Below are 21,948 nucleotides of genomic sequence, written 5' to 3'. Positions count from 1 at the left end.
AGGGGCGCCGCCGCCGCTCCGGCGAGGGGCGGCGGCGCGGAGGAAGGGGTCAGTTGCAGGCGGTCCCGGTGGACTTCTCTTCGAGCGTGCCGAGCGTGTCCTGATCCGTCGTCTTCAGGCCGAAGCCGTAGGGGAACAGCGCCGTCTGGCCGTCGTTGCGGTTCACGCGCTGGCACTCGCTCCCGGGCCACGAGAACGAGAGCTTGCCCTGGAACTCCTGCACGCCGAACAGCACGTCGGCCACGCCGCCGCCCTCCGAGCCGGGGAGCCACGCCGCCACGAAGGCGTCGGAGGCGTTCAGCTCCTTGTTCACGTAGAGCGGGCGGCCCGAGAGGAAGACCGTCACGATCGGCAGCGCCGGCGCGGCCTGGCGGATGGCCTTGAGCACCCGGAGGTCCTCGGGGTGGAAGAGCGCGTGCTCCAGCGTCTTCGCGTGATCGATGTTGTCGTCCGCGTCCTTCCCGGGCTGGATATCCCCCTTCATCTCCGCGTAGGGGGTCTCGCCGATCACCACGATCGCCGCGTCGAAGTTGCCCGAGGCGGCGGCGCCGTCGGCGCTCAGCGTCGCCTGACCGCCGCCGGCCGACACGAGGTCCTGGATTCCCTTGTAGATGGACGTGGCGCCCGGGAAATCGGCGTTCGTGTTCTCCGTGCCCTGCCAGGTCCGCGACCACCCGCCGGCCTGGTTCGAGATGCTGTCCGCGGACTTGCCCGCGACGAGCACGTTCGACGACGGCGCGAGGGGGAGCACCGAGCCCGCGTTCTTGAGGAGCACGAGCGACTTCCGGACCGCCTCGCGCGCGAGGTCCCGGTGCTCCCTGGCGCCGAGCACCGACTGCTCGCCCGCGAACATCCGCTGCGACGGGGCGCCCTTCGTCTTCTTCGGGCCGAGGAGCCCGGCCCGCATCTTGACGCGCAGGATCCTCGTCACGGCGTCGTTGACCCGATCCATCTTGATCGTGCCGGAGTTCACCTGGGAGACGGTGTTCATGTAGAACGCCTTCCAGTCGGTCGGGACCATGATCATGTCGACGCCGGCGTTGATCGCGGCCGCGCACGAGCTGTTCGAGCAGCCCTCCACCTGCCCGTGGCCGTTCCAGTCGCCGACGACGAAGCCGTCGAAGTGGAACTTGTCCTTGAGCACGCCGGTGAGCAGATCGCCCTTGCCGTGCATCTTCTCGCCGCGCACGCGGTTGTACGACGCCATGACCGTCTGCGCGCCCGCCGGGATGGCCGACAGGTAGCCCTGGGCGTGGATCTCGCAGAGCTCGGTGTCGCTCGACAGGTTGTTCCCCTGATCATCGCCCTTGTCGGTGCCGCCGTCGCCGAGGAAGTGCTTGGCCGTCGCGATGACGCGCGCAGCGCCGAAGAGGTCGGCGCTGTTCGCCGCGCCCTGGATGCCTTGCACGACCCGGCCCGCATAGGCGTTCACGATCTCGGGATCCTCGGAGTAGCCCTCGTACGTGCGGCCCCACCGGTCGTCACGGACGGTCGCCAGCGTCGGGGCGAAGGTCCAGTCGAGGCCCGTGGCCACGACCTCCTTGGCCGTCGCGGCGCCGATGCGCTCGAGCAGACCGGGCTCGTTCGCCGCGCCGAGGCCGATGTTGTGCGGGAAGAGCGTGGCGCCGCGGACATTGTTGTTCCCGTGCACGGCGTCGATGCCCCAGATGATCGGGATGCCCGCGTGGCCGCCCGACGTGTCCACCGAGGCCTTGTAGAAGGCGTCGGCGAGCTCGACCCAGTCCGCCGCCGTCGCGCCCTTGTTGCGGCCCGGCCAGGAGCCGCCGCCGTTCAGCACGGAGCCGATGTTGTACTGCTTGACCTCGTCCGGCGTGATCGAGCCGATCTCGGCCTGCACCATCTGGCCGACCTTCTGCTCGACGCTCAGCTTGCCGACGAGCTCGGCCACGGCCGCCTCGATCGCCGGATCCTTCGCGATCGCGCTCTCGACCTCGGGCCAGCCGCCGTCGCAGGGGAGGAGGTTCGCGCTGTCGCCGGCGCCGCTGCCGCCGCCGCCGGTGCTGTCGCCCGCGCCGGTGCCGTTGCCGCCGCCGCCGGTGCTGTCGCCCGCGCCGGTGCCGCTGCCGCCGGTGCCGCTGCCGGTGCCACTGCCGCTCGTGCCGCTGCCGGCGCCCGCTCCGGTCGAGGAGCTGCTCGGATTGTCGGACGTGTCGTCCCCGCAGGCGGCCGGCGCGATGACAACCGCCGCCGCCATGATCCATGTCGCATACCGTGTGAGGCGCATAGGTGCTCCCCTTTTTGTCGATGAGATGAAGGATGGGCTCCGAGGTGAACCGTGACAGTCAAGCAAAGCGTCGATTGGGATGAGCCCCGCGCGCCCTTGCGATACGCCCGAGCGAGGGTGGCGCGCTGGATGACACGGTGCGTCCTGGAACGCTCACCGGTTAACCATGGCCTGAGTCGCGCGGCAATACGTAAACACGATGGCGCGGCGCGGTAATTCACCCGTGGCAGAACGCCACGACCTGCGCAAGAGGGCCACGGCCCGCCCCGCGATCCGGTGGCGCGCGCTCTCTTGGAGGGTGGCCGCAGAATTGCAGGCTGCTTTTGCCGATCGCGCAGGCCGCATTTCCGGGGAGATCCTGACGATGGCGAGACGTCCTCACCTTGCGATTGCCGTGCTCGTGCTTGCTCCTGGGCTCTCCGCCGGCTGCGGCCAGGCGGACGCGCCGCCCTCGAATCGAGGCGCGCCGCCGGGACAGGAGAAGAAGATCGATACAAAGATCCTCGAGAAGGGCGCAGAAGCGCTCCAGGACCTGAGCCCCGTGCGGGCGATCGACCACTACCTGGACGGGTTCCACGTGATGAAGGAGGACCCGGACCATCACATGGAGGCCCATCATTATTGCAAAGGGATCAATGAAGAGTTCACGCAGTGTGTGATCTTCGACGGGAACACGGAGGACGCGAACATCATCGGGGTCGAGTACATCATCTCCGAGGCGATGTTCGAGGGCCTGTCCGAGGACGAGAAGCAGCGCTGGCACCCGCACAACTACGAGATCCTCTCAGGCCAGCTGACGCTGCCCGGCGTGCCGTCGGTGGCCGAGAAGGCGGCGCTCAAGAAGAAGATGAACAGCTACGGGAAGACGTGGCACATCTGGGACACCGGACACCTGGGGCACCCGGCCGCGCACAACCTCCCCGTCGGCCAGCCGCTCCTCGCGTGGTCGTACAACCGCGATGGGGAGATGCCGGCCGCCCTCGTGGAGGCGCGCGACAAGCGCGCCGGGATCGACACCGCCGAGAAGCGGAAGGAGCGCGCCGATCTCGCGGCGATCGCGAACCCGCAGCGGGGCGTGGACGATCTCAAGTCCAGGTTCCCGAACGCGACGGGGGCTCCGGAGGGCGTCCGCGAGAAGTGACCGCCGCCGGGCGCGGTGGCCGTGCGCGCGGGCGGGCGAAGGCGTGCAGAAAGATTAGTACGTCTAACTATCTATGTCATTCGACGTCGCGCGACCCCTCTCCGGGCCATGATGGCGCCGCCGCGCGCTCGGGACCGCGGCGGACCGGCGATCGCGAGCACGAACCGCCGCCACCCGCGCTCGAAGGCGAGCCGCCAGCCGAGCCCGGGTGCGAAGTTCCGCAGATTCAACGGAAGCGTAATCCGCCGAGATGGCAATGCCAAAATCTTGCGTTCGCTGTCAGCGGCATTTACCCGCGACGCAGCGCATGCCTATTCTCCGCGCATGGTTTTTATTCCACGTACTTCCATTCGTCTGTTCATGACCACGGGCGCGCTGCTCGTCGCGCTCGCTGGGTGCGGTGACGACGATTCAGGGACGACCACCGGCACAGGTAGCACCAGCAGCGGCACCACCGGAACCGGAACTGGCACGGGGACGGCCGGCACCGGCGGTGAGGGCGGCGGCACCGGCGGCGAGGGCGGTGAGGGCGGCGCGACAGGCACCGGCGGTGAGGGCGGCGCGACAGGCACCGGCGGTGAGGGCGGCGCGACAGGCACCGGCGGTGAGGGCGGCGCGACAGGCACCGGCGGTGAGGGCGGCGCGACAGGCACCGGCGGTGAGGGCGGCGCGACAGGCACCGGCGGTGAGGGCGGCGCGACAGGCACCGGCGGCGATCCCACGTCGGGTGTCGGTGGCGCGGGCGGCGATCCCACGACGACCACCACCACGAGCGCCGGCGTCGGCGGCTCGGGCGGCGAGTCCTCCACCGCCGCCGGCGCTGGCGGCGCGGGCGGCGATCCCACGACGACCACCACCACGAGCGTCGGCGTCGGCGTCGGCGGCTCGGGCGGCGATCCCACGACGACCACCACCACGAGCGTCGGCGTCGGCGGCTCGGGCGGCGAGTCCTCGACGGTCGCAGTCGGTGCGGGCGGCGCCGGTGGCGAGTCCACCACCGTCGCGGTCGGCGCTGGCGGCGCCGGTGGCGAGTCCACCACCGTCGCGGTCGGCGCGGGCGGCGCCGGCGGCGAGTCCACCGCCGTCGCGGTCGGCGCTGGCGGCGCCGGCGGCGAGTCCACCACCGTCGCGGTCGGCGCGGGCGGCGCGGGCGGCGAGTCCACCGCCGTCGCGGTCGGCGCTGGCGGCGCCGGTGGCGAGTCCACCACCGTCGCGGTCGGCGCGGGCGGCGCCGGCGGCGAGTCCACCGCCGTCGCGGTCGGCGCTGGCGGCGCCGGCGGCGAGTCCACCACCGTCGCGGTCGGCGCTGGCGGTGCCGGCGGCGAGTCCACCGCCGTCGCGGTCGGCGCTGGCGGCGCCGGCGGCGATAGCGGCGCCTCCGCCGTCGGCGCTGGCGGCGCCGGTGGCGACGGCGGTGCATCGGCGGTCGGCGCTGGCGGCGCTGGCGGCGACACCGGCGCGGGCGGCGCGGGCGGCGACACCGGCGTCGGCGGCGCGGGCGGCGCTGGCGGTGGCGAGGGCGGCGCTGGCGGCGAGGGCGGCGAGGGCTCCGGGCTCACGAGCTGGGCGGACGACGTCCAGCCGATCCTCGAAGCGCGCTGCGGGGCCTGCCACACCACCCGGGAGCCTCCGCGCGGCGATTTCCGGGTCACCGACTTCGACACCACGCAGCTCGACGCGGGCCATGAGCTCTGCGAGGGGATGACGAAGGGCGAGTGCGCCCTCACGCTCATCCGCGCGGGGATCATGCCGCCCAACCGCGGCTGCACGGGCGACGAGACGGACGACAGCAACCCGCAGTGCCTGACCGAGGACGAGGTGCTCATCCTCGAGGCCTGGGTCACGGACGGCCAGCTCGAGTGATCCGTCGAGGCGCGGCGATCGCCGCCGCGCCTCACCTCACCTCGGCTGCTCCAGGAGCGCTCCGTCTCGATAGGCGACGATGAGCCGCTCCAGGATCTCGATCTCCCGCACCAGCTCCTCCCCCTTCTCGGTGTCGCCCACGCGGCGCTCGGCCTCGTAGACCTCCACGTCCGAGATCGCGGGGATGATGTCCTCCCCCGCCTCGACCGCCTGCTCGACCGACGTGAAATGGTGGTGCTGCGCGAGCCGCGCCCCGCTCGCCTCGAGCACGAGCGTGTACCCCTTGTCGCCGTAGGCCTCCGAGAACGCCCCGTCGATCGTCACCGCGCGGTGCGACGCCTTGATCGGCGACTCCCCCTGCTCGACCCGCACCGGCACGTGCCCGTTCACGATCAGCCCGCGCTCCTCGTCCAGCCCGAACTCGCGGCACACCCGGCCGCAGAAGCCGGCGTCGTGGATCAGGTGGAAATACGGGTTCTTCGTCTCCTTGTGCGTCCTCGCGTCGGCGACGAAATAAGACTCGAACGTCGTCATCCGGTCCTTGCCGAACATCGGCGAGAGCGGGCCGGTCCAGAGGTACCAGAGCATGTCGAGGTCCTCCTGCGCGCCCGTCCGGAATGCCCGGCGCACCACGCGCTCCAGCGCGTCGAACAGCGCCCTGCCGCGGCGAGGCTCGCCGTCGACCTCGAACGGCAAGAACGCGCCCTCGCCGTCCACCGGGACGCAGCCGTGGAAGACGAGCGCCCGATCGCGCCGCAGCCACGTCGTCCCCTGCTGCACCGTCCAGCGCATCTGGCGCGACAGCGCAGCGCTCTTCGAGAACGACTCCTTGAGCAGCGCGACGCACGCCGCCTCCTCCGGCGTGAGCGCGTACGGATCGCCGAAATCGACCGTCGGGAAGCGCGCGTCGAGCAGCGGGTACACCTCGCCGTCGATCGCCACCGTGCCCGCGCGCGGGTCGATGCGGTGGAGCAAGCACCGGTGCCCGAGGGCATACTCCGGGCGCCGCCGGCAGAGCTGCCCCTCCAGCTTGAACTGCAGGACCGCCATCGCTTTCTGCATCCGCGCCATGAGCAGCGCGTCGCGCAGCCCCTCGCCCCGCACCGCGAAGCGCTCGGCCGGGTCGTCCGCGTAGGCGGTGCGCGCGAGGCGATCGACCGGCGCGACCGGGATGCCGAAGCCCTCCTCGAGCTGCGACAGGCGCCCGTACCGGAGCGAGAGGCGGACCACGGTGGCGATGAGCGCCTCCTGGCCGAGGCTGGCGCCCATCCAGCTCACGTCGTGGTTGCCCCACACGACCCGCGCCCGCGGCTGGCGCATCAGGTACTCGATCACCTTGTCGAGGCGGGGACCGCGATCGCCGAGATCGCCCGCGACCACGAGCTCGAAGACGGTCAGGTTCCGGATGACGCGCGCCGTGGCGCGCAGGATCTCGATCTCGCGGCAATGCTGCACGAACGGGTCGATGAGCGCGTCGACGTAGGAGCCCTCGCCGAGGGCGACGCGCGCCGAGACGAGCTCTCGGAGCAGGCCGCGCATGTCGTCCGGGAACGCCTGCTCGACCTGGCGCAGCGTGTACCGCAGCGACAGCTCGCGGATGACCTCGACCTCGCGCGCGAGCGTCCAGAGCAAGAAGGCCCGCCGCTCCGCCTCGCCGCGGGCCGCGACCTTCGCGTAGCTCTCGCGAGGATAGTAGATGATCGAGAGCAGCGCGCGCTTCTCGTCCGGCGTGAGCCGGTCGCCGAAGACCCGCTCGACCAGCGGCCGCAGGCTCCCCGAGGCGTTGTTGATGATGTGCTTCAGCTTCCTGTGCTCGCCGTGGACGTCGCTGACCACGTGCACCGTCCCCTTCGGGAGCGACAGGATCGCCCGCAGGTGGCCGATCTCGGAGAGCGCGGCCTCGGTCGTCGGATACCGGCCCGCGAGGGCGCGGAGGAGGGGCAGCTCCCGCGTGTCGAGCATGGCGCCGCAGCATAAAGCAAAGGCGCCGGCCGCCACACCAGGCGAGCGCGCTGCTGCGACGCCCGCGCGCCGCGCGGGAGCGGGCCGCCGCGCGGGAGCAGGACCGGGCCGCCGGGCTCGCTGTCGCGAGGGGAAACGCGGCGCCTGCGCAGCAGCGTTTCCCCTTGCGGCAGCGCGGCGCCCGACTACGCAATAACACCGGGGGCGCATGCAAGCGTCGAGAGCCATGGATCCCTGCCCGGCGGTGGGGCTCGACGAGGGTGATCCTGCCCGGGCCGATGATCCGGCGCGGGGCGCCGGGCCCCTGCTTCGCGGGCAGAACCGGATTCTCCGGATGGTCGCGGCCGGAGAGCCGCTCTCCCAGGTGCTCGACGCGCTGATCCGGTTCATGGAAGCCCAGTCGGGCAAAGCGCTCTGCTCGATCCTCCTCGTCGACGACTCGAAGACGCACCTCCGCTGGGCGTCGGCGCCCAGCCTGCCAGAGGCGTACAACCAGGACGTGGACGGACTGCGCATCGGCGCCGTCAGCGGCTCGTGCGGCACCGCCGTCCACCGCAAGCAGCCCGTGATCGTGTCGGACATCGAGCACGATCCGCTCTGGGCGCGGGCGCGCGAGCTCGCGCTCTCCCACGGCCTCAAGGCATGCACCTCCGCGCCCATCCTCGACAGCCAGGGCGAGCCGCTCGGCACGTTCGCCTTCTATTACCGCGAGCCGCGCGCGCCGAGCTCACGCGATCTCGCCCTGCTCGCGATCTCCCGCGATCTCGCGGGCATCGCGATCGAGCGCAGCCGCAGCACCGCGCGCGTCGAGGAGGCGCTCCGCGCTCGGGACAACTTCCTCACCGTGGCCTCGCACGAGCTGAAGACGCCCATCGCCACCCTCCTGCTGCAGATCACCTCGCTGGAGCGGCTCCAGCGGGCGGCGGGGTCGATGCCCCTCCGGGAGATCGCGCCCAAGCTGGGCAACCTGGAGCGGCAGGGGAAGAAGCTCCTCAAGCTTGTCGAGCAGCTGCTCGACGCCACGCAGCTCCTGTCCGGCCGGCTCGAGGTCGAGCGCGCGCCGGTCGACCTCACCCAGACCGTGCGCGACGTCGTGGGCCGGCTCCTGGACGGGGTCGCCGAGGTCGCGCCGGAGGTCGAGATCCACGCGGAAGGCCCGGTGGTCTGCGAGGGGGACGTCTTCCGGATCGAGCAGGTGATCGTGAACCTCCTGTCGAACGCGTGGAAGTTCGGCCGCGGGGCGCCCGTCGAGATCTCCGTCGAGCGGGGCGACAGCGCCGCGCGGCTGGTCGTCCGGGACCACGGCATCGGCATCGCCCCGGCGGACCACGCGCGCATCTTCCAGCAGTTCGAGCGCGCCGTCTCGGTGCGCAACTACGGCGGCCTCGGGCTCGGCCTGTGGGTGACACGCCAGCTCGTGGAGCGGATGCAGGGCCGCATCTCCGTGCAGAGCGAGCTCGACGCCGGCTCCACCTTCACCGTCGAGCTCCCCCTCCCCCATGAGCAAGTCAGTCCTGATCATCGATGACGACGTGGACCTGGCGACCACCCTGGCCGAGGCGCTGTGCGACCTCGGGTACGAGGCCACGCCCTTCTTCAGCGGGCGGGAGGCGCTCGAGCGCCTCCACGACGGCGCGCGGCCGGGGGTGATCCTGCTCGATCTGATGATGCCGAAGATGAACGGATGGAAGGTGTGCGACGAGCTCAGCGCGTTCCCCGGGCTGGAGGACATCCCCGTCGTCATCATGACCGCGGCGTCGAACATCAGGCAGGCGATGCCGCCGCACGCGCGCGAGGTCATCAGCAAGCCGTTCGAGCTCGACGCGCTGCTCCGGACGATCGACGCCGCGTGAGGCCGGCGCGCCGCGCCTCGGCGCCGCCCGCGCGAGCGGAGCCGCCCGCGCGAGCGGAGCCGCCCGCGCGAGCGGAGCCGCCCGCGCGAGCGGAGCCGCTCGCGCGAGCGGAGCCGCCCGCGCGAGCGGAGCCGCCCGCGCGAGCGGAGCCGCCCGCGCGCGCGGAACCGCGGGTCAGCGGCGCCCGGAGACCTCCTTCACGGCGAGCGCCGGATCGGCGGCGATCTCCTCCTGCGCGAACAGCGCGGGCCGCCACTCCTTGCGCGAGAACAGCTCGGTCTGATCCGCGAAATGGGGCGACGCGGGGTCGGTCGACTGCGAGTAGCTGAGCAGCGCCTCGGCGCGGGGGCCGCCGCTCGTGTGCTCGACGGTCATGACGAAGCTCGTGCCGAAGTTGATCGGATAGCCCGAGGTGGTGAGGCCGGTCGTCGCGGAGACGATCTCGCCCGTGTTGAGCCTGGGCAGGAGGGTGCTGTTGAGGCTCGCCGTGGAGAAGAGCACGACGTTGGCCACCCCTTCCCGGTTGGTGCCGCCGTGGATGGGGATGGCCTTGTCCTTCATGGTGAACTGGGCCTCGCCGAGCGGCGTCGTCGGGTCGAGCCCCGCCTTCGCGAGCGCGAGCGTGGCCTGGGCCAGCGCGACCATGATCGGATCCGCGCCCTCGGCCGGGGGCTCGACCAGATCGCGCGGGGTCTCGATCGGATCCTCGGGGTCGAACGGCTGAGCGTAGAGCTTGCCCGCGTCCGTCATGTCCGGGGCCGAGAACCGCCCGAGCAGCTCTCGCCAGACGAGGGCGCCGACGCTCTCGAGGTCCACCCGGCCGTCCCACGCCGCGAGCGCGTCGCACGCGCCGCCGACGTCGACCGGCTCGCCCTCGACGTCGACCGGCGCCGCGCCGTCGCAGCGCTCGACCACCTGGGCGCGGAGGCGCTCCGCCGTCATCCCGCGGTTGCTGAGGATGGCGTCCTTGAGCTCGTCGCGCGAGAAGAGGCCGTCCTCGCCCGAGGCGCCGTCCTCGCCCTGCTCGGTGAGCAGGACGAGGTTCATGCGCGTGCGCGCCGAGATCGGGCTGCCCGGCGTGCCAAACAGCCTCGAATACCCGGTGATCGGCGCGGCGGGGTTCGCGAGCCACGCCGTGTCGTTGGCGTTCATGACGAAGTCGGTCCGCGAGAGAGAGGGGATGTCGCCCCACGGCACGAGCGCGCCGGCGCCCTGCGTCTCCACCCACTCATCCCGCTCCTTGCTCCCGTCGAGCAGCACGATGCCGGAGCTCGCGAGCACGCCGGTCAGCCCGTCCCGCGCGAGCGCGCCCTCGTAGGCGCGCACCGCCTCGGCGCTCAGCTGGGGCACGCGCGAGGCGTCCATGATCAGGGTTTGCCCCTCCGCGTCCACGGCGGTCGTGAACACGAACGGGATCCCGCGCGTCTCCTCGTGCACCCGCCGGAGCTCGTCGAGGCTCCTCGCGCGGTCCATCCCGAGCCACTGGTCGAGGGCGAGCCCGTTGTCCTCGTTGGCGTCGCGCAGGGCGAAGGCCTGCTTCGTGGACCAGCCGAGGACCGAGGCCCCGAGCATCGGGCCGTGGTGGCTCCGGTACATCACCCGCGAGACCTTCGCGATCGAGCCGTCGTCCCCGAGGACATCGATGGTGTGCTCGCGGCGCTCCATCGCCCGGGTCTCGCCCTCGTAGACGTAGGCCGTCGGGTCGCCCGGATCGAGGGAGAGCCGGTAGACCGTGAAGTGGTTGGCCGGAGAGACCGTGTGAGTCCACGCGACATGCTCGTTGAATCCGATGTTGATGATCGGCATTCCGGTCAAGGCAGCTCCGTAGACGTCGAGCTGCCCGGGGATGGTGAGGTGGGCCTCGTGGAACCGGAGCTCTCCCTCCCAGGGGAAGTGCGGGTTGGCGACGAGCATCCCCCGGCCGCCCTCGGCGCGATCGCGGCCGATCGCCCAGGCGTTGCTGCCGAGGTGGAGGCGGGTGAAATCGGGGAGCTCGAGATCGCGCGAGCGGGCCCGGTCGCCGGGGGCCTTCGCCCCCTCGCCGGGCGCCCCCGCGTCCTCGCCCGAGGCCTTCGGCGGCGCGGCGCGGCTGAGATAATCGAGCAGCTGCAGGCTGCCGGAGAACATGTTGATGTGGAGGTAGTACGCGGCGAGATCGACGGCGCTGACCGCCTTGACCCACGCCGCGCCGGCGCAGGGCTCGGGCAGGCCCTGAGCGCCGGTGTCGGCGAGGTACTGGTTGTAGCCCGCGACATACCCGTCGAGGAGCGCCCTGCCGTCGGGGGACAGCCGCCCCAGCATGGCCTCGGCGCGGTCGACGACGCCGAGCGCGAGGTAGGTGAAATCGCTGTCGATGTTCGCGTCGCCCTCGCCGGGGCCGAACGTCTTCGCGCGCTCGCTCCGCACCTTCACGACCTGATCGGCGAGCGTACAGACGAAGTCGCGCGCCCCGGCGTAGGCGAGGCCGAATCCGATGCTGCCGATGTCCTCGGCGAGGATGTGCGGGACGCCGTGGCTCGTCCAGCGGATGGTGGCCTGATAGTCCCCCTGGCCGACCGGCCCCGGCCCCACGTCGGGATCGTCGCCGCACGCGGCCAGGAGACCGAGGCAGCTGAGCCCAGCGATGATTCTTTCGTACATGGATTCTCCCTAGTTTCGCGATCTGCGCCGGGGGAGAGATAGCCCACGGGCAGGCGGGGTGATGCGAAGAATTTCTCCTGTCCCTTCCTTTCGGCCTCCTGTTCGGCGCCGCGCGCTCGGCGAGGCAGAGGCGCAGGCGAGGGCAGGGAGCGAGGGGCCGGGGCAACGCGCGTTGCGCGGGGCGCGGCGGGCACGGTTGATGAAGGCCATCGCGGCTGTGCAAGGGTCGCTCTCCCGTGGACCGGATGCGCCCACGGCGCCGCGCGCGGGCGAGCCGGCGCGCTCCGGTCGCGCCGTCGCCGCGGCGCTCCTCGCCGCGCTCCTGCTCGCGCTCGCCCCGGGGTGCGTCCGCGAGGCGGCGAAGCAAGCGACCCGCGGCACGCTCGAGGCGCTCGATCGCGGCGCAGAGGGCCGGTCCGCGCCCGCCGGCGGATCGGCCGAGGGGACGCCGGCCGAGGGCGCGCGCGAGCCCGGGCGGCCGCTCGTGGGGGCACTCGTCCACGACGCCGTCCGGGCCGGCGCGGCGGAGATGGGGCTGCAGGCGGAGCGCCTGTCGCCGGTCATCGCGCAGACAAGCGAGGCGGTGAGCAGCGCCGTGGTCCAGGGCGCCCTCCAGCACGATCGGGCGCTCGTCACCCTCGTCGAGCAGGGCTCGGGCGCGGCGGCGAGGGCGGTGGCGCGCGAGGGGACGGCAGAGCTCGTGGAGCAGCTCGCGGGCTGCCCCGCCGGCGACCCGGGCTGCTCGAGCGCCGCGATCGAGCGCGCGAGCCGCGCCGCCGCCGCGGGCTTCGCGGACGGCCTGGGCAGGGCGATGCAGCCCTGGATCATCGTCCTCGCCTTCGGCGGCGGCTTCCTGCTCGCCGCGCTGATCGCCGTCGCCATCGCGGCCGTCGCGCGCCGGCACGAGCGCGCCGCCGCGCCCTGATTCGTGGCGACGCGAAGGGACCAGGGGAGGTGCTCCGGCTCATCGACGCCTGCGCCCTCGTGCGGGCGCACGATGCGCACGTTTCCCCGCCTGCGGCGCTGATGTAGCTCCACGGAGTCAGTAGGCCGCCGCGGCGCCCCCGCCCCGCCTGTTGCGCTTCCCATCGAGCTGTCGGCTGGTGTTCCATGAACGGATCCACCCGCGACGCGTAAGCCGATGACCGCACCGCTCACTCCCTCGCCGAACTTCGCCTTCCTCGGCCACCACGACCCGCGCCTCGTCGTCGTGGGCACGCAGGCGGAGCGGTACTTCGCCGAGGATCCGAACACCTGCCTGGTGAAGCTGCGGCAGTTCGGCGAGCTCCTCGCCCAGCGCGCCGCCGCGCGGCTCGGGATCTACCTCTCGCCCGAGGAGAGCCAGGCCTCGTTGATCAACCGGCTCCGCGACCGGGGCGCGCTCGACGCCACCGCGCGGCAGCTCTTCCACGACCTCCGCGTGACCGGCAACAGGGCGGCCCACGAGCTCCAGGGCGACCACCGCGAGGCGCTGCACCAGCTCAGGATGGCGCGCGAGCTCGCCGTCTGGTTCCAGCGCTCGTTCGGGAACAACCGCAAGTTCGACCCGGGCCCGTTCGTGCCGCCTCCCGGCCCGGCCACCAAGGACGACGCCGCGCTCGCCGCGGAGCTCACGCGGCTGCGGGAGGAGCTGGCCAGGAGCAAGGTCGACATCGAGGCCGTGCGCGCCGCCGCCGAGGAGGAGGCCAGGAAGCGGCTCACGGCGGAGCAGCGGGCCCGGAAAGAGGCCGAGGACCGGGCGCTCTGGGAGGCGCTCGCCACGGAGGTCGAGCAGAAGCGGGCGAAGGACGTCGAGGCGTTCGAGCGCCAGCGGGCGCAGCTCGCGGCCGAGCTCGCCGCCCTGCAGGCCCAGGCCGCGGCCGCGCCGCCCGAGGTCCTCCAGGCGACGGTCGACCGCGCCGCGGAGGCGGCGCAAGCGGTTCACCTCGACGAGGCCGCCACGCGGCGGCTCATCGACGCGCAGCTCCGGGACGCGGGGTGGGAGGTCGACTCGGAGCGGCTCAGCCACGAGCGCGGGGCCAGGCCGCAGAAGGGGAAGAACCTGGCGATCGCCGAGTGGCCGACCGCGAACGGCCCGGCGGACTACGTGCTCTTCCTCGGGCTCGAAGCGGCGGCCGTGGTCGAGGCGAAGCGCAAGCGCAAGGACGTGGCAGGCGCCATCGAGCAGGCCAAGCGCTACAGCCGCGGCTTCGGCGCGGCGGACGGCGCAGCGCCGCCCGGCGGCCCCTGGGGGAAGGACCGGTACAAAGTCCCGTTCCTCTTCGCCACGAACGGCCGCCCTTACCTCAAGCAGATCGCCGAGAAGAGCGGCATCTGGTTCCGCGACGCGCGGCGCGACGAGAACCACGCGCGCGCCCTGCCGGGCTGGTATTCGCCCGAGGGCCTCGCCGCGCTGCAGAAGCAGGACGTCGAGACGGCGCACGACAGGCTCCGGAGCGAGCCCACGGAGTACCTCGGGCTGCGCGATTACCAGATCCGCGCCATCCAGGCGGTCGAGCGCGCCATCGAGGCCGGGCAGACCACCTGCCTCGTCGCGATGGCGACGGGCACGGGCAAGACCAGGACGGCGATCGGGCTCGTCTACCGGCTGCTCAAGACCCGGCGGTTCCGGCGCGTGCTGTTCCTCGTCGACCGGAGCGCCCTCGGCGAGCAGACCGCGAACGCCTTCAAGGACACGAAGCTCGAGAACCTCCAGACGTTCGCGCAGATCTTCGATCTCAAGGAGCTCAAGGATCAGAAGCCCGATCCCGACACAAAGCTCCACATCGCGACCGTGCAGGGCATGGTCAAGCGCATCCTCTACCCGTCGGAGGCCGGCGAGACGCCGCCGGTCGATCAGTACGATTGCCTCGTGGTCGACGAGTGCCACCGCGGCTACGGCCTCGACCGGGAGATGAGCGACGCGGAGCTCGGCTTCCGCGATCTCGACGACTACATCTCGAAGTACCGGCGCATCCTCGACCACTTCGACGCGGTGAAGATCGGGCTCACCGCGACGCCGGCCCTGCACACGACGGAGATCTTCGGCGAGCCGACGTTCCGCTACTCGTACCGCGAGGCGGTGATCGACGGCTGCCTCGTCGACCACGAGCTGCCGGTCCGCATCGTCACCGAGCTCGCCGAGAGCGGGATCCGCTGGGCGAAGGGCGAGCAGGTGAGCGTCTTCGACCCGGCCACGCAGCAGCTCGACCTGATCCACCTCGAGGACGAGGTGAAGATCGACATCGAGGGCTTCAACAAGCGGGTGATCACCGAGGCGTTCAACCGCGTGGTGTGCGGCGCGCTCGCGCAGCACCTCGATCCGAGGGGCGACGGCAAGACGCTGATCTTCGCCGCCACCGACACGCACGCCGACATGGTCGTGCGTTTGCTGAAGGAGGCGTTCGCGGCGAGGTACGGCGGCATCGACGACGACGCGGTGCTCAAGATCACCGGCGCGTCCGACCAGCCGCTGCAGCTCATCCGCCGCTTCAAGAACGAGCGCTTGCCCAACGTCGCCGTCACCGTCGACCTGCTCACGACGGGCATCGACGTGCCGAGGATCGCGAACATCGTGTTTCTGCGGCGGGTGAAGAGCCGCATCCTGTACGAGCAGATGCTCGGCCGCGCGACGCGCCTCTGCCCGGAGATCGAGAAGGCGGTCTTTCGCATCTTCGACGCCGTGGACCTGTACGCCGCGCTGGAGCGGTACACCGAGATGAAGCCGGTCGTCCCGGCGCCGAACATCTCGTTTCAGCAGCTCGTCCGGGAGCTCACGACGCTGGCCGACGCCGAGGCGCGGCAGGTGGTGCTCGATCAGCTCATCGGCAAGCTCCAGCGGCGGCGTCAGACGCTGAAGGGCGAGGCGCTCGGCCGGTTCGAGGGCATCGCCGGGATGCCGCCGAAGGAGCTGTGCGGCCTGCTCAAGCGGCAGACGGTGGAGCAGGCCGCGCGGTGGTTCCAGGAGCACCAGTACGTCGTCTCGGTGCTCGACGGCCCCTCGGGCGACGGGCGGCCGCTCTACGTGCACGAGGGCACGGATCGGCTGGTCCGGACGGAGATCGGCTACGGCACGGGCGAGCGGCCCGAGGACTACCTCGACGGGTTCACCGCCTTCCTGCGCGAGAACATGAACAAGATCCCGGCGCTCGTGGTGGTCACGCAGCGGCCGCGGGAGCTGACGCGGGCGCAGCTCCGGGAGCTGCAGCTTTCGCTCGACGCGAAGGGCTACACCGAGGCGGCGCTGCAGCAGGCGTGGCGGCAGAAGACGAACGCCGACATCGCCGCGTCGATCGTCGGCTACATCCGGCAGGCGGCGCTCGGGGACGCGCTCGTGGCGTACGACGAGCGGGTCGACCGCGCCTTGCAGCGGATCCTGGCGAGCCGGAGCTGGACGACGCCGCAGCGCGACTGGCTGCGGCGCATCGGGGGGCAGCTCAAGAAGGAGAAGGTCGTCGACCGGAAGGTGCTCGACGAGGGCGAGGCGTTCCGGTCGCACGGGGGGTTCAAGCACCTCGACAAGGTGTTCGAGGGGAAGATCGAGGAGGTGCTGGGGGATCTGCGGGAGGAGATCTGGCGGAGCGCGGGGTGAGCGGTGCGCGGCCGGCGGGCTCAAGGGAACAGCTCGTCGAAGCGGTCGTGCAGCTCGCGCGCAAAGCGGAGGAGCCGCGGTCCCTTGGGATCCAGCGGATCATCGAACTGTCGGACGATCGGCAGCTCCTCCGGCAAGCCCATCCGGTCGCCGGCCTCCCACGGGTACTCGAGGTGAGGCCCTCCTCGTGCGAGCGCGGGGTGTGCCCGCTCAAGGGCCTGGACGAGGGGCAGCACGTCCCTCCACTTGTAGCGGAGGTCGACGAAGGCGCCGTGGTTCTTGATCGTGCTCACGAGCCGCGATGCGGCGGCATGTGACACCCGGAAGGCGATGAAGCACTGCGCATCGAACCGTGCCAGCGCCGCCTTCGCGAGCTTCTCGAAGACCATCTGCAGCAGCATGCAGAGCACCGAGGCCGATCCGCCTTCTCGGGCGAGCGCCTCGGCCGCACGAAGATCTGCGTCCGCCTGCCGGAGCAGCGCATCGGACCACAGCCTCGCGGAGAGCTTGATCGGCGGGAAGTAGCTCCCCAGGAGCTCTTCGACGTGCTGTTTGAGGTTGACGAAGGCGGCCTGACAGCGCGCGACATCCGCGGGTGTGGTGTTGAGCTCCGCCTCCGTCTGGCTGAGCCACCGGCGCAGAAGCTTCTCGATGTCTGCTGCCATGCGCTCAGCTCACGCGATCAGGACGAGCTTCGGGGAAGCACCCCAGATCGCGGGGAGCTCCAGCTCGTTGCGATCGAGCTGGGTCTTCTCCTCGGGGCTGAGCAGGATGACGACCGACGGGTAGGGCACGTCCGGGGGACGAGCGTTGAAGCGGAAGGGCATGATGGCGCCGACGTTGCCCACGGAGCCGGAGACCTCGAGCAGGCGAACCTCGCTGCCCGCCGGATCCTCGATCATCCAGATCTGCTGGATGTCCGGGTCCGCTCTCTTGTGGGCGAGGGCCAGGTCTTTCGCGACATCGACGACCGACTTCATGACCTGGAAGGTAGCACGCGCACGCCCGCGGGGGCGGCAGCGCACATCTGTCGCCCCTCGGTCGTGCGCGCGACGAGGCGCGGGTAACCCGCCAGCGCCTTCCCGCCGCCTCTCGTCGCGCTGCCGCCTCGCGTCGGCCGTCGCCCCCTGGGAGCGATGAGCCCGGCGCGCCGTCCCGCCTGCACGACCCTGTGGATCTCTTTGCCGGCTCGGCGTACCAATCGCTTCCGAGCGCCCGCGCCATGACCACCCAGGATATCGTCCAGAAGCTCTGGAGCCTTTGCCACGTCCTCCGCGACGACGGCATCACCTACCACCAGTACGTCACCGAGCTGACTTACCTGCTCTTTCTCAAGATGATGAAGGAGACCGAGCAGGAGAAGCTCTTGCCCAAGGGGTACCGCTGGGGCGACCTCGAGGCGAGGGACGGCGTCGAGCAGCTCACGTTCTACCGGGAGCTCCTGCTTCACCTCGGCACGCGGGGCTCTGGCCGGGTGCAGGCGATCTTCGCGAACGCGCAGACGATGCTCACGCAGCCGCGGAACCTGAAGAAGCTCGTCGACGCGATCGACGAGCTCGACTGGTACTCGGCGAAGACCGAGGGGCTCGGCGACCTGTACGAGGGGCTGCTCGAGAAGAACGCGGCCGAGAAGAAGTCGGGCGCCGGGCAGTACTTCACGCCGCGGCCGCTCATCGACGCGATGGTGCACGTGGTGAAGCCGGCGGCCGGCGAGCTGGTGCAGGATCCGGCCGCGGGGACGGCGGGGTTTCTGATCGCGGCGGACCGGTACATCAAGGAGCAGACGGACGGGCTGTTCCAGCTGAGCGAGGCCGAGCAGCGCTTCCAGAAGAAGCAGGCGTTCTACGGGGTCGAGCTGGTGCAGGACGCGCACCGGCTCGCGCTGATGAACCTGATGCTGCACGACATCGAGGCCGCGCTGGAGCTCGGGGACTCGCTCTCCAACCTGGGGGCGGGGCTCGCGAAGGCGGACGTGATCCTCACGAACCCGCCGTTCGGGACCAAGAAGGGCGGCGGGCTGCCGACGCGGGACGACTTCACGTATCCGACGTCGAACAAGCAGATCGCGTTCTTGCAGCATGTCTATCGCGGGCTGAAGCCGGGCGGGAGGGCGGCGGTGGTGCTGCCGGACAACGTGCTCTTCGAGGAGAACGTGGGGACGGAGGTGCGGCGCGACCTGATGAACAAGTGCGATCTGCACACGATCCTGCGGCTGCCGACCGGGATCTTCTACGCGCAGGGGGTGAAGACGAACGTGCTGTTCTTCACGCGCGGGCAGACGGACACCGGGAACACCCGGGCGGTGTGGGTGTACGACATGCGGGCGAACATGCCGTCGTTCGGGAAGCGCACGCCGCTGACGCGCCAGCACTTCGCGGAGTTCGAGAAGGCGTACGGGAGCGATCCGTACGGGAAGAGCAGGCGGAAGGATCAGGGGGAAGAGGGGCGGTTCCGGAGGTTCACGCGGGAGGAGGTCAAGGGGAGAGGGGATAACCTCGATATCGCGTGGCTGAGGGATGAAAGCGTGCACGGGGCGGATGAGCTGCCGGAGCCGGAGGAGATCGCGGCGGAGATCATGGAGAAGCTGCGGGTGGCGATGGAGGAGATGGAAGCGCTCCAAGTGACACTGGGGGCAAATACGTGACTGACGATTTGCCGCAAGGATGGGCTTGCACGCAACTTGGCAACCTGCTCGCCGAAGGCCCCACAAACGGCTACTCACCACCAAGCACGCCGACAGCCGCTGGAACGTTGACCCTTAGGTTGAGCGCGACGACGAGTGGGCAACTCATCCTAAACAACGACACAATAAAGAGAATTACAGAGTCAATCCCTGCGGATGCGAAGTTCTGGCTGAAGCCGGGGGATATACTTGTCCAGCGCGCCAACACGCTCGACTACGTCGGAACAGCTGCCATCTTCGATGGTCCCCAGAAAACTTACATATACCCAGATCTGATGATGCGAATCAGGCCGCGCGAGCGGTTCGTCGATACTGGGTACCTCTGGCGATTCATCAATTCCCATGAGGCAAAAACATACTTACGCGCGAAGGCAACCGGCACCGCGGGCAACATGCCGAAGATCAGCGGCGCAATCTTGCGCGACCTACCGGTGCTTCTTCCTCCCTATGACGAACAACTCCGCATCGTCGCCAAGATCGACTTCCTCACCACCAAGAGCCGCCGCGCCAAGGAGGCGCTCGACGCCATCCCCGCGCTCCTCGAGCGCTTCCGCAAGTCGGTGCTCGCGGCCGCCTTCCGCGGCGACCTCACCGCCGATTGGCGGGAGAAGAACCCCGACGTGGAGCCGGCCGAGGAGCTGCTGAAGCGCATCCGCGCCGAGCGGCGGCGGCGATGGGAGGAGGCGGAGCTCGCCAAGATGCGGGCGAAGGGGAAAGTGCCGGAGGACGATCGGTGGAAGGATCGGTACGAGGAGCCGGAGTCGGTGGATGCGAGCGAGCTGCCGGAGTTGCCCGAGGGATGGTGCTGGGCTGGGCTATCCGAGGTCGCAGAGATCCAGCTTGGACAGCGCCGTGCGCCGGAGTATGCAGGGGAAGCAGAGTATCCCTACGTTCGCGCAGCAAATATTACCTGGCGTGGCCTCGATCTCTCCGACGTTCAAAAGATGGGTTTCGCCGATCCCGAACGGCTCTTTCTGCGGCCTGGCGACGTCCTTCTGAACGAAGCGTCCGGTAGCCCTACAGAGGTCGGGAAGCCTGCCATATGGAGAGGCGAGATCCAAGACTGCTGTTTCCAAGCGACGGTACTACGCATTCGCCCGTGGTCAGAGGATCTTATCGGAGACTGGTTACATCTCGCATTCCTCCAAGACGCACTGTTGGGCAATTTCGCCGCAATGGCGCCAGGCGTTGGAATTCTTCACTTGACGGCGGAACGAATGCGCAATTGGCCGGTACCCCTCGCTCCCTCCGCAGAGCAGCGCCGGCTCACGAAGGTTGTCGAGTCCCTCCTGGTAGGAATATATAAAATTGGTGATATACTAGCGAACTTGGCGCGGCAGGTCGCTCGCTGCGACACATCGATACTCGCCAAAGCCTTCCGCGGCGAGCTCGTCCCCCAGGACCCGAACGACGAGCCCGCGTCCGTCCTCCTGGAACGCTTGCGCGTAGAGAGCGCGGAGAACGGGACGACCTCCAACGGCGCCAACCGACGCCCTAAGGCTGCAACGCCAGAGCTCAGGGAGGCCGTTGCCAAAGCGACAAAGCTTGCCCCAAGCCCACGGAACCGGGCTCCGAGATCTGCTCGGAGATAACAACGGGACGATATCACGACCTCGGCTAATCCCCGCTTCCTGGCGGATGCGAGCGGGCCGGCCACACGTCGCAGCTTGATCGCTAGTCCCCGAACCCCGTCCCGTCAGACCCCTCCCATGTCAGTCTCCCTCGATCCCGCCACCGGCTGAGCAGATCTGGAATCGCAGCCAACGCCGTCTGGAGCGCCTGCATCGAGTCGTCGCCGCTCGCGTGTGTCCGCAGTGGCTCGTCCGTCCCCTGCTGTATCTCCAGGTCCACCCGCCAGGCCCTCCCGGGCTCCGTATAGGGGCGGCCGAGCCAGACGAACAGGAAGAAACGCTCGTCCGAACCGTGCGGGATGAAGGTCAGCTTCCGTTCCGCCCAGACGTTTTCCATAGCTGCATGCTAACGTTGTTCAGCATCGCGTCAAGCGTGCGAGGCCAGCCATACGCACCAGCGCTCGGCTCACCAGCAGAACGGCCCCTACATTCGTGCTTGCACGCGGCATTGCACGAGATCGATGCGACCCAGCATCGTTCGCGGAGAGCTCTGTCTGGAATGATTCGACAGAACGCCTCGACCCTCTCGGTTCCGGCATCGCACGCATTCTCGCATCTTCCGCGGGTTGCCGGCTGCGCAAAGACTGGCACAGAAACGAGATTCAGCATCGCAGCGGCAGCGATCGCCCGAAGGATCATCACGCACCTCCCACCTCCTCTGATTGCCATCTCTGGGCCGAGCGCTCACGCGCAGCTTCTGCTCTTGAAGGGTCGACGAGCAACGGCTCCCAGGCACAATCGCGAGGCGGCTCGGCCGCGCCTCTCCGTTCTCACCGGACCGTGGTGGCGGGTGGGGTGGCCGAGAGACGTCGCAGCGCGCCTCGATCGCAACATTCTCCAAGAACGCCCCGCGCTCCGTCGTTAGGGTCCCCCACGAGGCGGCCACCCACCATGGGCCGTCCTCCGGAGGAGACACCATGTACGATCACATCGGCGTGAAGGTGAAGGACATCGACGCGAGCGTGCGCTTCTACACCGCCGCGCTCGCGCCGCTCGGCCACGTGCTGTGCTCCCGCGACGAAGCTTCCGCGAGCTTCGGCCCCGAGGGCGCACCGGCCCTCTATCTGCAAGCGGACGACGGCCCCCGCGGCCCCGGCGCGCACATCGCCCTGCGCGCCGCGGATCGTGCCGCGGTCGATCGGTTCCACCGAGAGGGCCTCTCGGCCGGCGGCCGCGACAACGGCAAGCCCGGCGTGCGCGCGGATTACAGCCCGACGTACTACGCCGCTTTCCTGCACGACCCCGACGGCAACAACCTGGAAGCGGTTTGCCTGAAGCCGTAGTCGTTCCGCGGAGGCGCGGGGCGGCGCAAGTGCCCGCGGCGTCGCTCAGCGGAACGGCTCGCGGCGCAGCCGCCGCG

Annotated in this window: 15 protein-coding genes; 9 read left to right on the top strand and 6 right to left on the bottom strand. The window is 70.3% G+C overall.

What is annotated here, in order from left to right; translation table 11 throughout:
• Positions 1-49 precede the first annotated feature (49 nt).
• The gene (locus NQZ70_RS50105) at positions 50-2,215 is read right to left on the bottom strand and encodes a glycoside hydrolase family 3 protein (RefSeq protein WP_237244778.1); all 2,166 of its coding nucleotides are present in this window, start codon (positions 2,213-2,215) and stop codon (positions 50-52) included.
• Between the two features lie 394 nt (positions 2,216-2,609).
• Here NQZ70_RS50105 and NQZ70_RS50100 point away from each other — a divergent pair, with 394 nt between their 5' ends.
• Complete coding sequence (locus tag NQZ70_RS50100; protein WP_237244777.1) at positions 2,610-3,386, top strand: OBAP family protein; 777 nt, start codon at positions 2,610-2,612, stop codon at positions 3,384-3,386.
• A 360-nt stretch (positions 3,387-3,746) separates the two neighbouring features.
• Positions 3,747-5,249, top strand: coding sequence for a hypothetical protein (locus NQZ70_RS50095; RefSeq protein WP_207217682.1), 1,503 nt, complete (start codon positions 3,747-3,749; stop codon positions 5,247-5,249).
• Positions 5,250-5,285: 36 nt separating this feature from the next.
• On the opposite strand, the gene NQZ70_RS50090 is transcribed toward NQZ70_RS50095, so the two are convergent.
• Positions 5,286-7,211, bottom strand: coding sequence for a fructose-1,6-bisphosphatase (locus NQZ70_RS50090; RefSeq protein ID WP_129580547.1), 1,926 nt, complete (start codon positions 7,209-7,211; stop codon positions 5,286-5,288).
• A 226-nt stretch (positions 7,212-7,437) separates the two neighbouring features.
• On the opposite strand from NQZ70_RS50090, the gene NQZ70_RS50085 reads away from it, so the two are divergent.
• Both NQZ70_RS50085 and NQZ70_RS50080 read left to right on the top strand, forming a co-directional pair.
• Positions 7,438-8,739, top strand: a complete 1,302-nt coding sequence (locus tag NQZ70_RS50085) for a GAF domain-containing sensor histidine kinase (RefSeq protein WP_165374570.1) — start codon at positions 7,438-7,440, stop codon at positions 8,737-8,739.
• Positions 8,711-9,064, top strand: coding sequence for a response regulator (locus NQZ70_RS50080; protein ID WP_129580545.1), 354 nt, complete (start codon positions 8,711-8,713; stop codon positions 9,062-9,064). Before NQZ70_RS50085 ends, NQZ70_RS50080 begins: the two co-directional genes overlap by 29 nt.
• Before the next feature lie 174 nt (positions 9,065-9,238).
• Here NQZ70_RS50080 and NQZ70_RS50075 read toward each other — a convergent pair whose 3' ends face one another.
• Complete coding sequence (locus NQZ70_RS50075) at positions 9,239-11,704, bottom strand: acylase (protein ID WP_129580544.1); 2,466 nt, start codon at positions 11,702-11,704, stop codon at positions 9,239-9,241.
• 199 nt (positions 11,705-11,903) lie between these two features.
• Here NQZ70_RS50075 and NQZ70_RS50070 point away from each other — a divergent pair, with 199 nt between their 5' ends.
• Both NQZ70_RS50070 and hsdR read left to right on the top strand, forming a co-directional pair.
• The gene (locus NQZ70_RS50070) at positions 11,904-12,629 is read left to right on the top strand and encodes a hypothetical protein (protein ID WP_129580543.1); all 726 of its coding nucleotides are present in this window, start codon (positions 11,904-11,906) and stop codon (positions 12,627-12,629) included.
• Between the two features lie 216 nt (positions 12,630-12,845).
• Positions 12,846-16,274, top strand: coding sequence for a type I restriction-modification system endonuclease (gene hsdR / locus NQZ70_RS50065; RefSeq protein WP_129580542.1), 3,429 nt, complete (start codon positions 12,846-12,848; stop codon positions 16,272-16,274).
• A gap of 20 nt (positions 16,275-16,294) precedes the next feature.
• Here hsdR and NQZ70_RS50060 read toward each other — a convergent pair whose 3' ends face one another.
• Together NQZ70_RS50060 and NQZ70_RS50055 are read right to left on the bottom strand one after the other, a co-directional pair.
• Complete coding sequence (locus NQZ70_RS50060; RefSeq protein WP_129580541.1) at positions 16,295-16,939, bottom strand: hypothetical protein; 645 nt, start codon at positions 16,937-16,939, stop codon at positions 16,295-16,297.
• A 9-nt stretch (positions 16,940-16,948) separates the two neighbouring features.
• A complete protein-coding gene (locus NQZ70_RS50055; RefSeq protein ID WP_129580540.1) occupies positions 16,949-17,254 on the bottom strand; it encodes a hypothetical protein in 306 nt (101 codons plus the stop codon).
• Positions 17,255-17,496: 242 nt separating this feature from the next.
• Here NQZ70_RS50055 and NQZ70_RS50050 point away from each other — a divergent pair, with 242 nt between their 5' ends.
• Both NQZ70_RS50050 and NQZ70_RS50045 read left to right on the top strand, forming a co-directional pair.
• The gene (locus tag NQZ70_RS50050) at positions 17,497-18,918 is read left to right on the top strand and encodes an N-6 DNA methylase (RefSeq protein WP_129580539.1); all 1,422 of its coding nucleotides are present in this window, start codon (positions 17,497-17,499) and stop codon (positions 18,916-18,918) included.
• A gap of 119 nt (positions 18,919-19,037) precedes the next feature.
• Positions 19,038-20,549 carry a restriction endonuclease subunit S gene (locus NQZ70_RS50045; protein ID WP_165374569.1) on the top strand — a complete coding sequence of 504 codons (1,512 nt, stop codon included), beginning with the start codon at positions 19,038-19,040 and terminating at the stop codon, positions 20,547-20,549.
• 82 nt (positions 20,550-20,631) lie between these two features.
• On the opposite strand, the gene NQZ70_RS50040 is transcribed toward NQZ70_RS50045, so the two are convergent.
• Complete coding sequence (locus tag NQZ70_RS50040; RefSeq protein ID WP_129580537.1) at positions 20,632-20,925, bottom strand: DUF6968 family protein; 294 nt, start codon at positions 20,923-20,925, stop codon at positions 20,632-20,634.
• 580 nt (positions 20,926-21,505) lie between these two features.
• Here NQZ70_RS50040 and NQZ70_RS50035 point away from each other — a divergent pair.
• Positions 21,506-21,871, top strand: coding sequence for a VOC family protein (locus NQZ70_RS50035; protein WP_129580536.1), 366 nt, complete (start codon positions 21,506-21,508; stop codon positions 21,869-21,871).
• Positions 21,872-21,948: the final 77 nt, after the last annotated feature.

The organism is Sorangium sp. So ce836 (genome assembly GCF_028553905.1).
In the GTDB taxonomy this organism is placed as follows: domain Bacteria; phylum Myxococcota_A; class Polyangia; order Polyangiales; family Polyangiaceae; genus Sorangium; species Sorangium cellulosum_D.
Note: the sequence above shows the minus strand (reverse complement) of the source record. Positions and strands in the feature narration are given on the sequence as shown.

What these genes read in the sequence shown, in the direction of transcription:
- NQZ70_RS50060 (WP_129580541.1), bottom strand. Translation starts at nt 16,939, where the DNA reads ATGGCAGCAGACATCGAGAAGCTTCTGCGCCGGTGGCTCAGCCAGACG.
- NQZ70_RS50035 (WP_129580536.1), top strand. Translation starts at nt 21,506, where the DNA reads ATGTACGATCACATCGGCGTGAAGGTGAAGGACATCGACGCGAGCGTG.
- NQZ70_RS50055 (WP_129580540.1), bottom strand. Translation starts at nt 17,254, where the DNA reads ATGAAGTCGGTCGTCGATGTCGCGAAAGACCTGGCCCTCGCCCACAAG.
- NQZ70_RS50070 (WP_129580543.1), top strand. Translation starts at nt 11,904, where the DNA reads ATGAAGGCCATCGCGGCTGTGCAAGGGTCGCTCTCCCGTGGACCGGAT.
- NQZ70_RS50050 (WP_129580539.1), top strand. Translation starts at nt 17,497, where the DNA reads ATGACCACCCAGGATATCGTCCAGAAGCTCTGGAGCCTTTGCCACGTC.
- NQZ70_RS50085 (WP_165374570.1), top strand. Translation starts at nt 7,438, where the DNA reads ATGGATCCCTGCCCGGCGGTGGGGCTCGACGAGGGTGATCCTGCCCGG.
- NQZ70_RS50100 (WP_237244777.1), top strand. Translation starts at nt 2,610, where the DNA reads ATGGCGAGACGTCCTCACCTTGCGATTGCCGTGCTCGTGCTTGCTCCT.
- NQZ70_RS50095 (WP_207217682.1), top strand. Translation starts at nt 3,747, where the DNA reads ATGACCACGGGCGCGCTGCTCGTCGCGCTCGCTGGGTGCGGTGACGAC.
- NQZ70_RS50080 (WP_129580545.1), top strand. Translation starts at nt 8,711, where the DNA reads ATGAGCAAGTCAGTCCTGATCATCGATGACGACGTGGACCTGGCGACC.
- NQZ70_RS50075 (WP_129580544.1), bottom strand. Translation starts at nt 11,704, where the DNA reads ATGTACGAAAGAATCATCGCTGGGCTCAGCTGCCTCGGTCTCCTGGCC.
- NQZ70_RS50040 (WP_129580537.1), bottom strand. Translation starts at nt 20,925, where the DNA reads ATGGAAAACGTCTGGGCGGAACGGAAGCTGACCTTCATCCCGCACGGT.
- NQZ70_RS50090 (WP_129580547.1), bottom strand. Translation starts at nt 7,211, where the DNA reads ATGCTCGACACGCGGGAGCTGCCCCTCCTCCGCGCCCTCGCGGGCCGG.
- NQZ70_RS50105 (WP_237244778.1), bottom strand. Translation starts at nt 2,215, where the DNA reads ATGGCGGCGGCGGTTGTCATCGCGCCGGCCGCCTGCGGGGACGACACG.
- hsdR (WP_129580542.1), top strand. Translation starts at nt 12,846, where the DNA reads ATGACCGCACCGCTCACTCCCTCGCCGAACTTCGCCTTCCTCGGCCAC.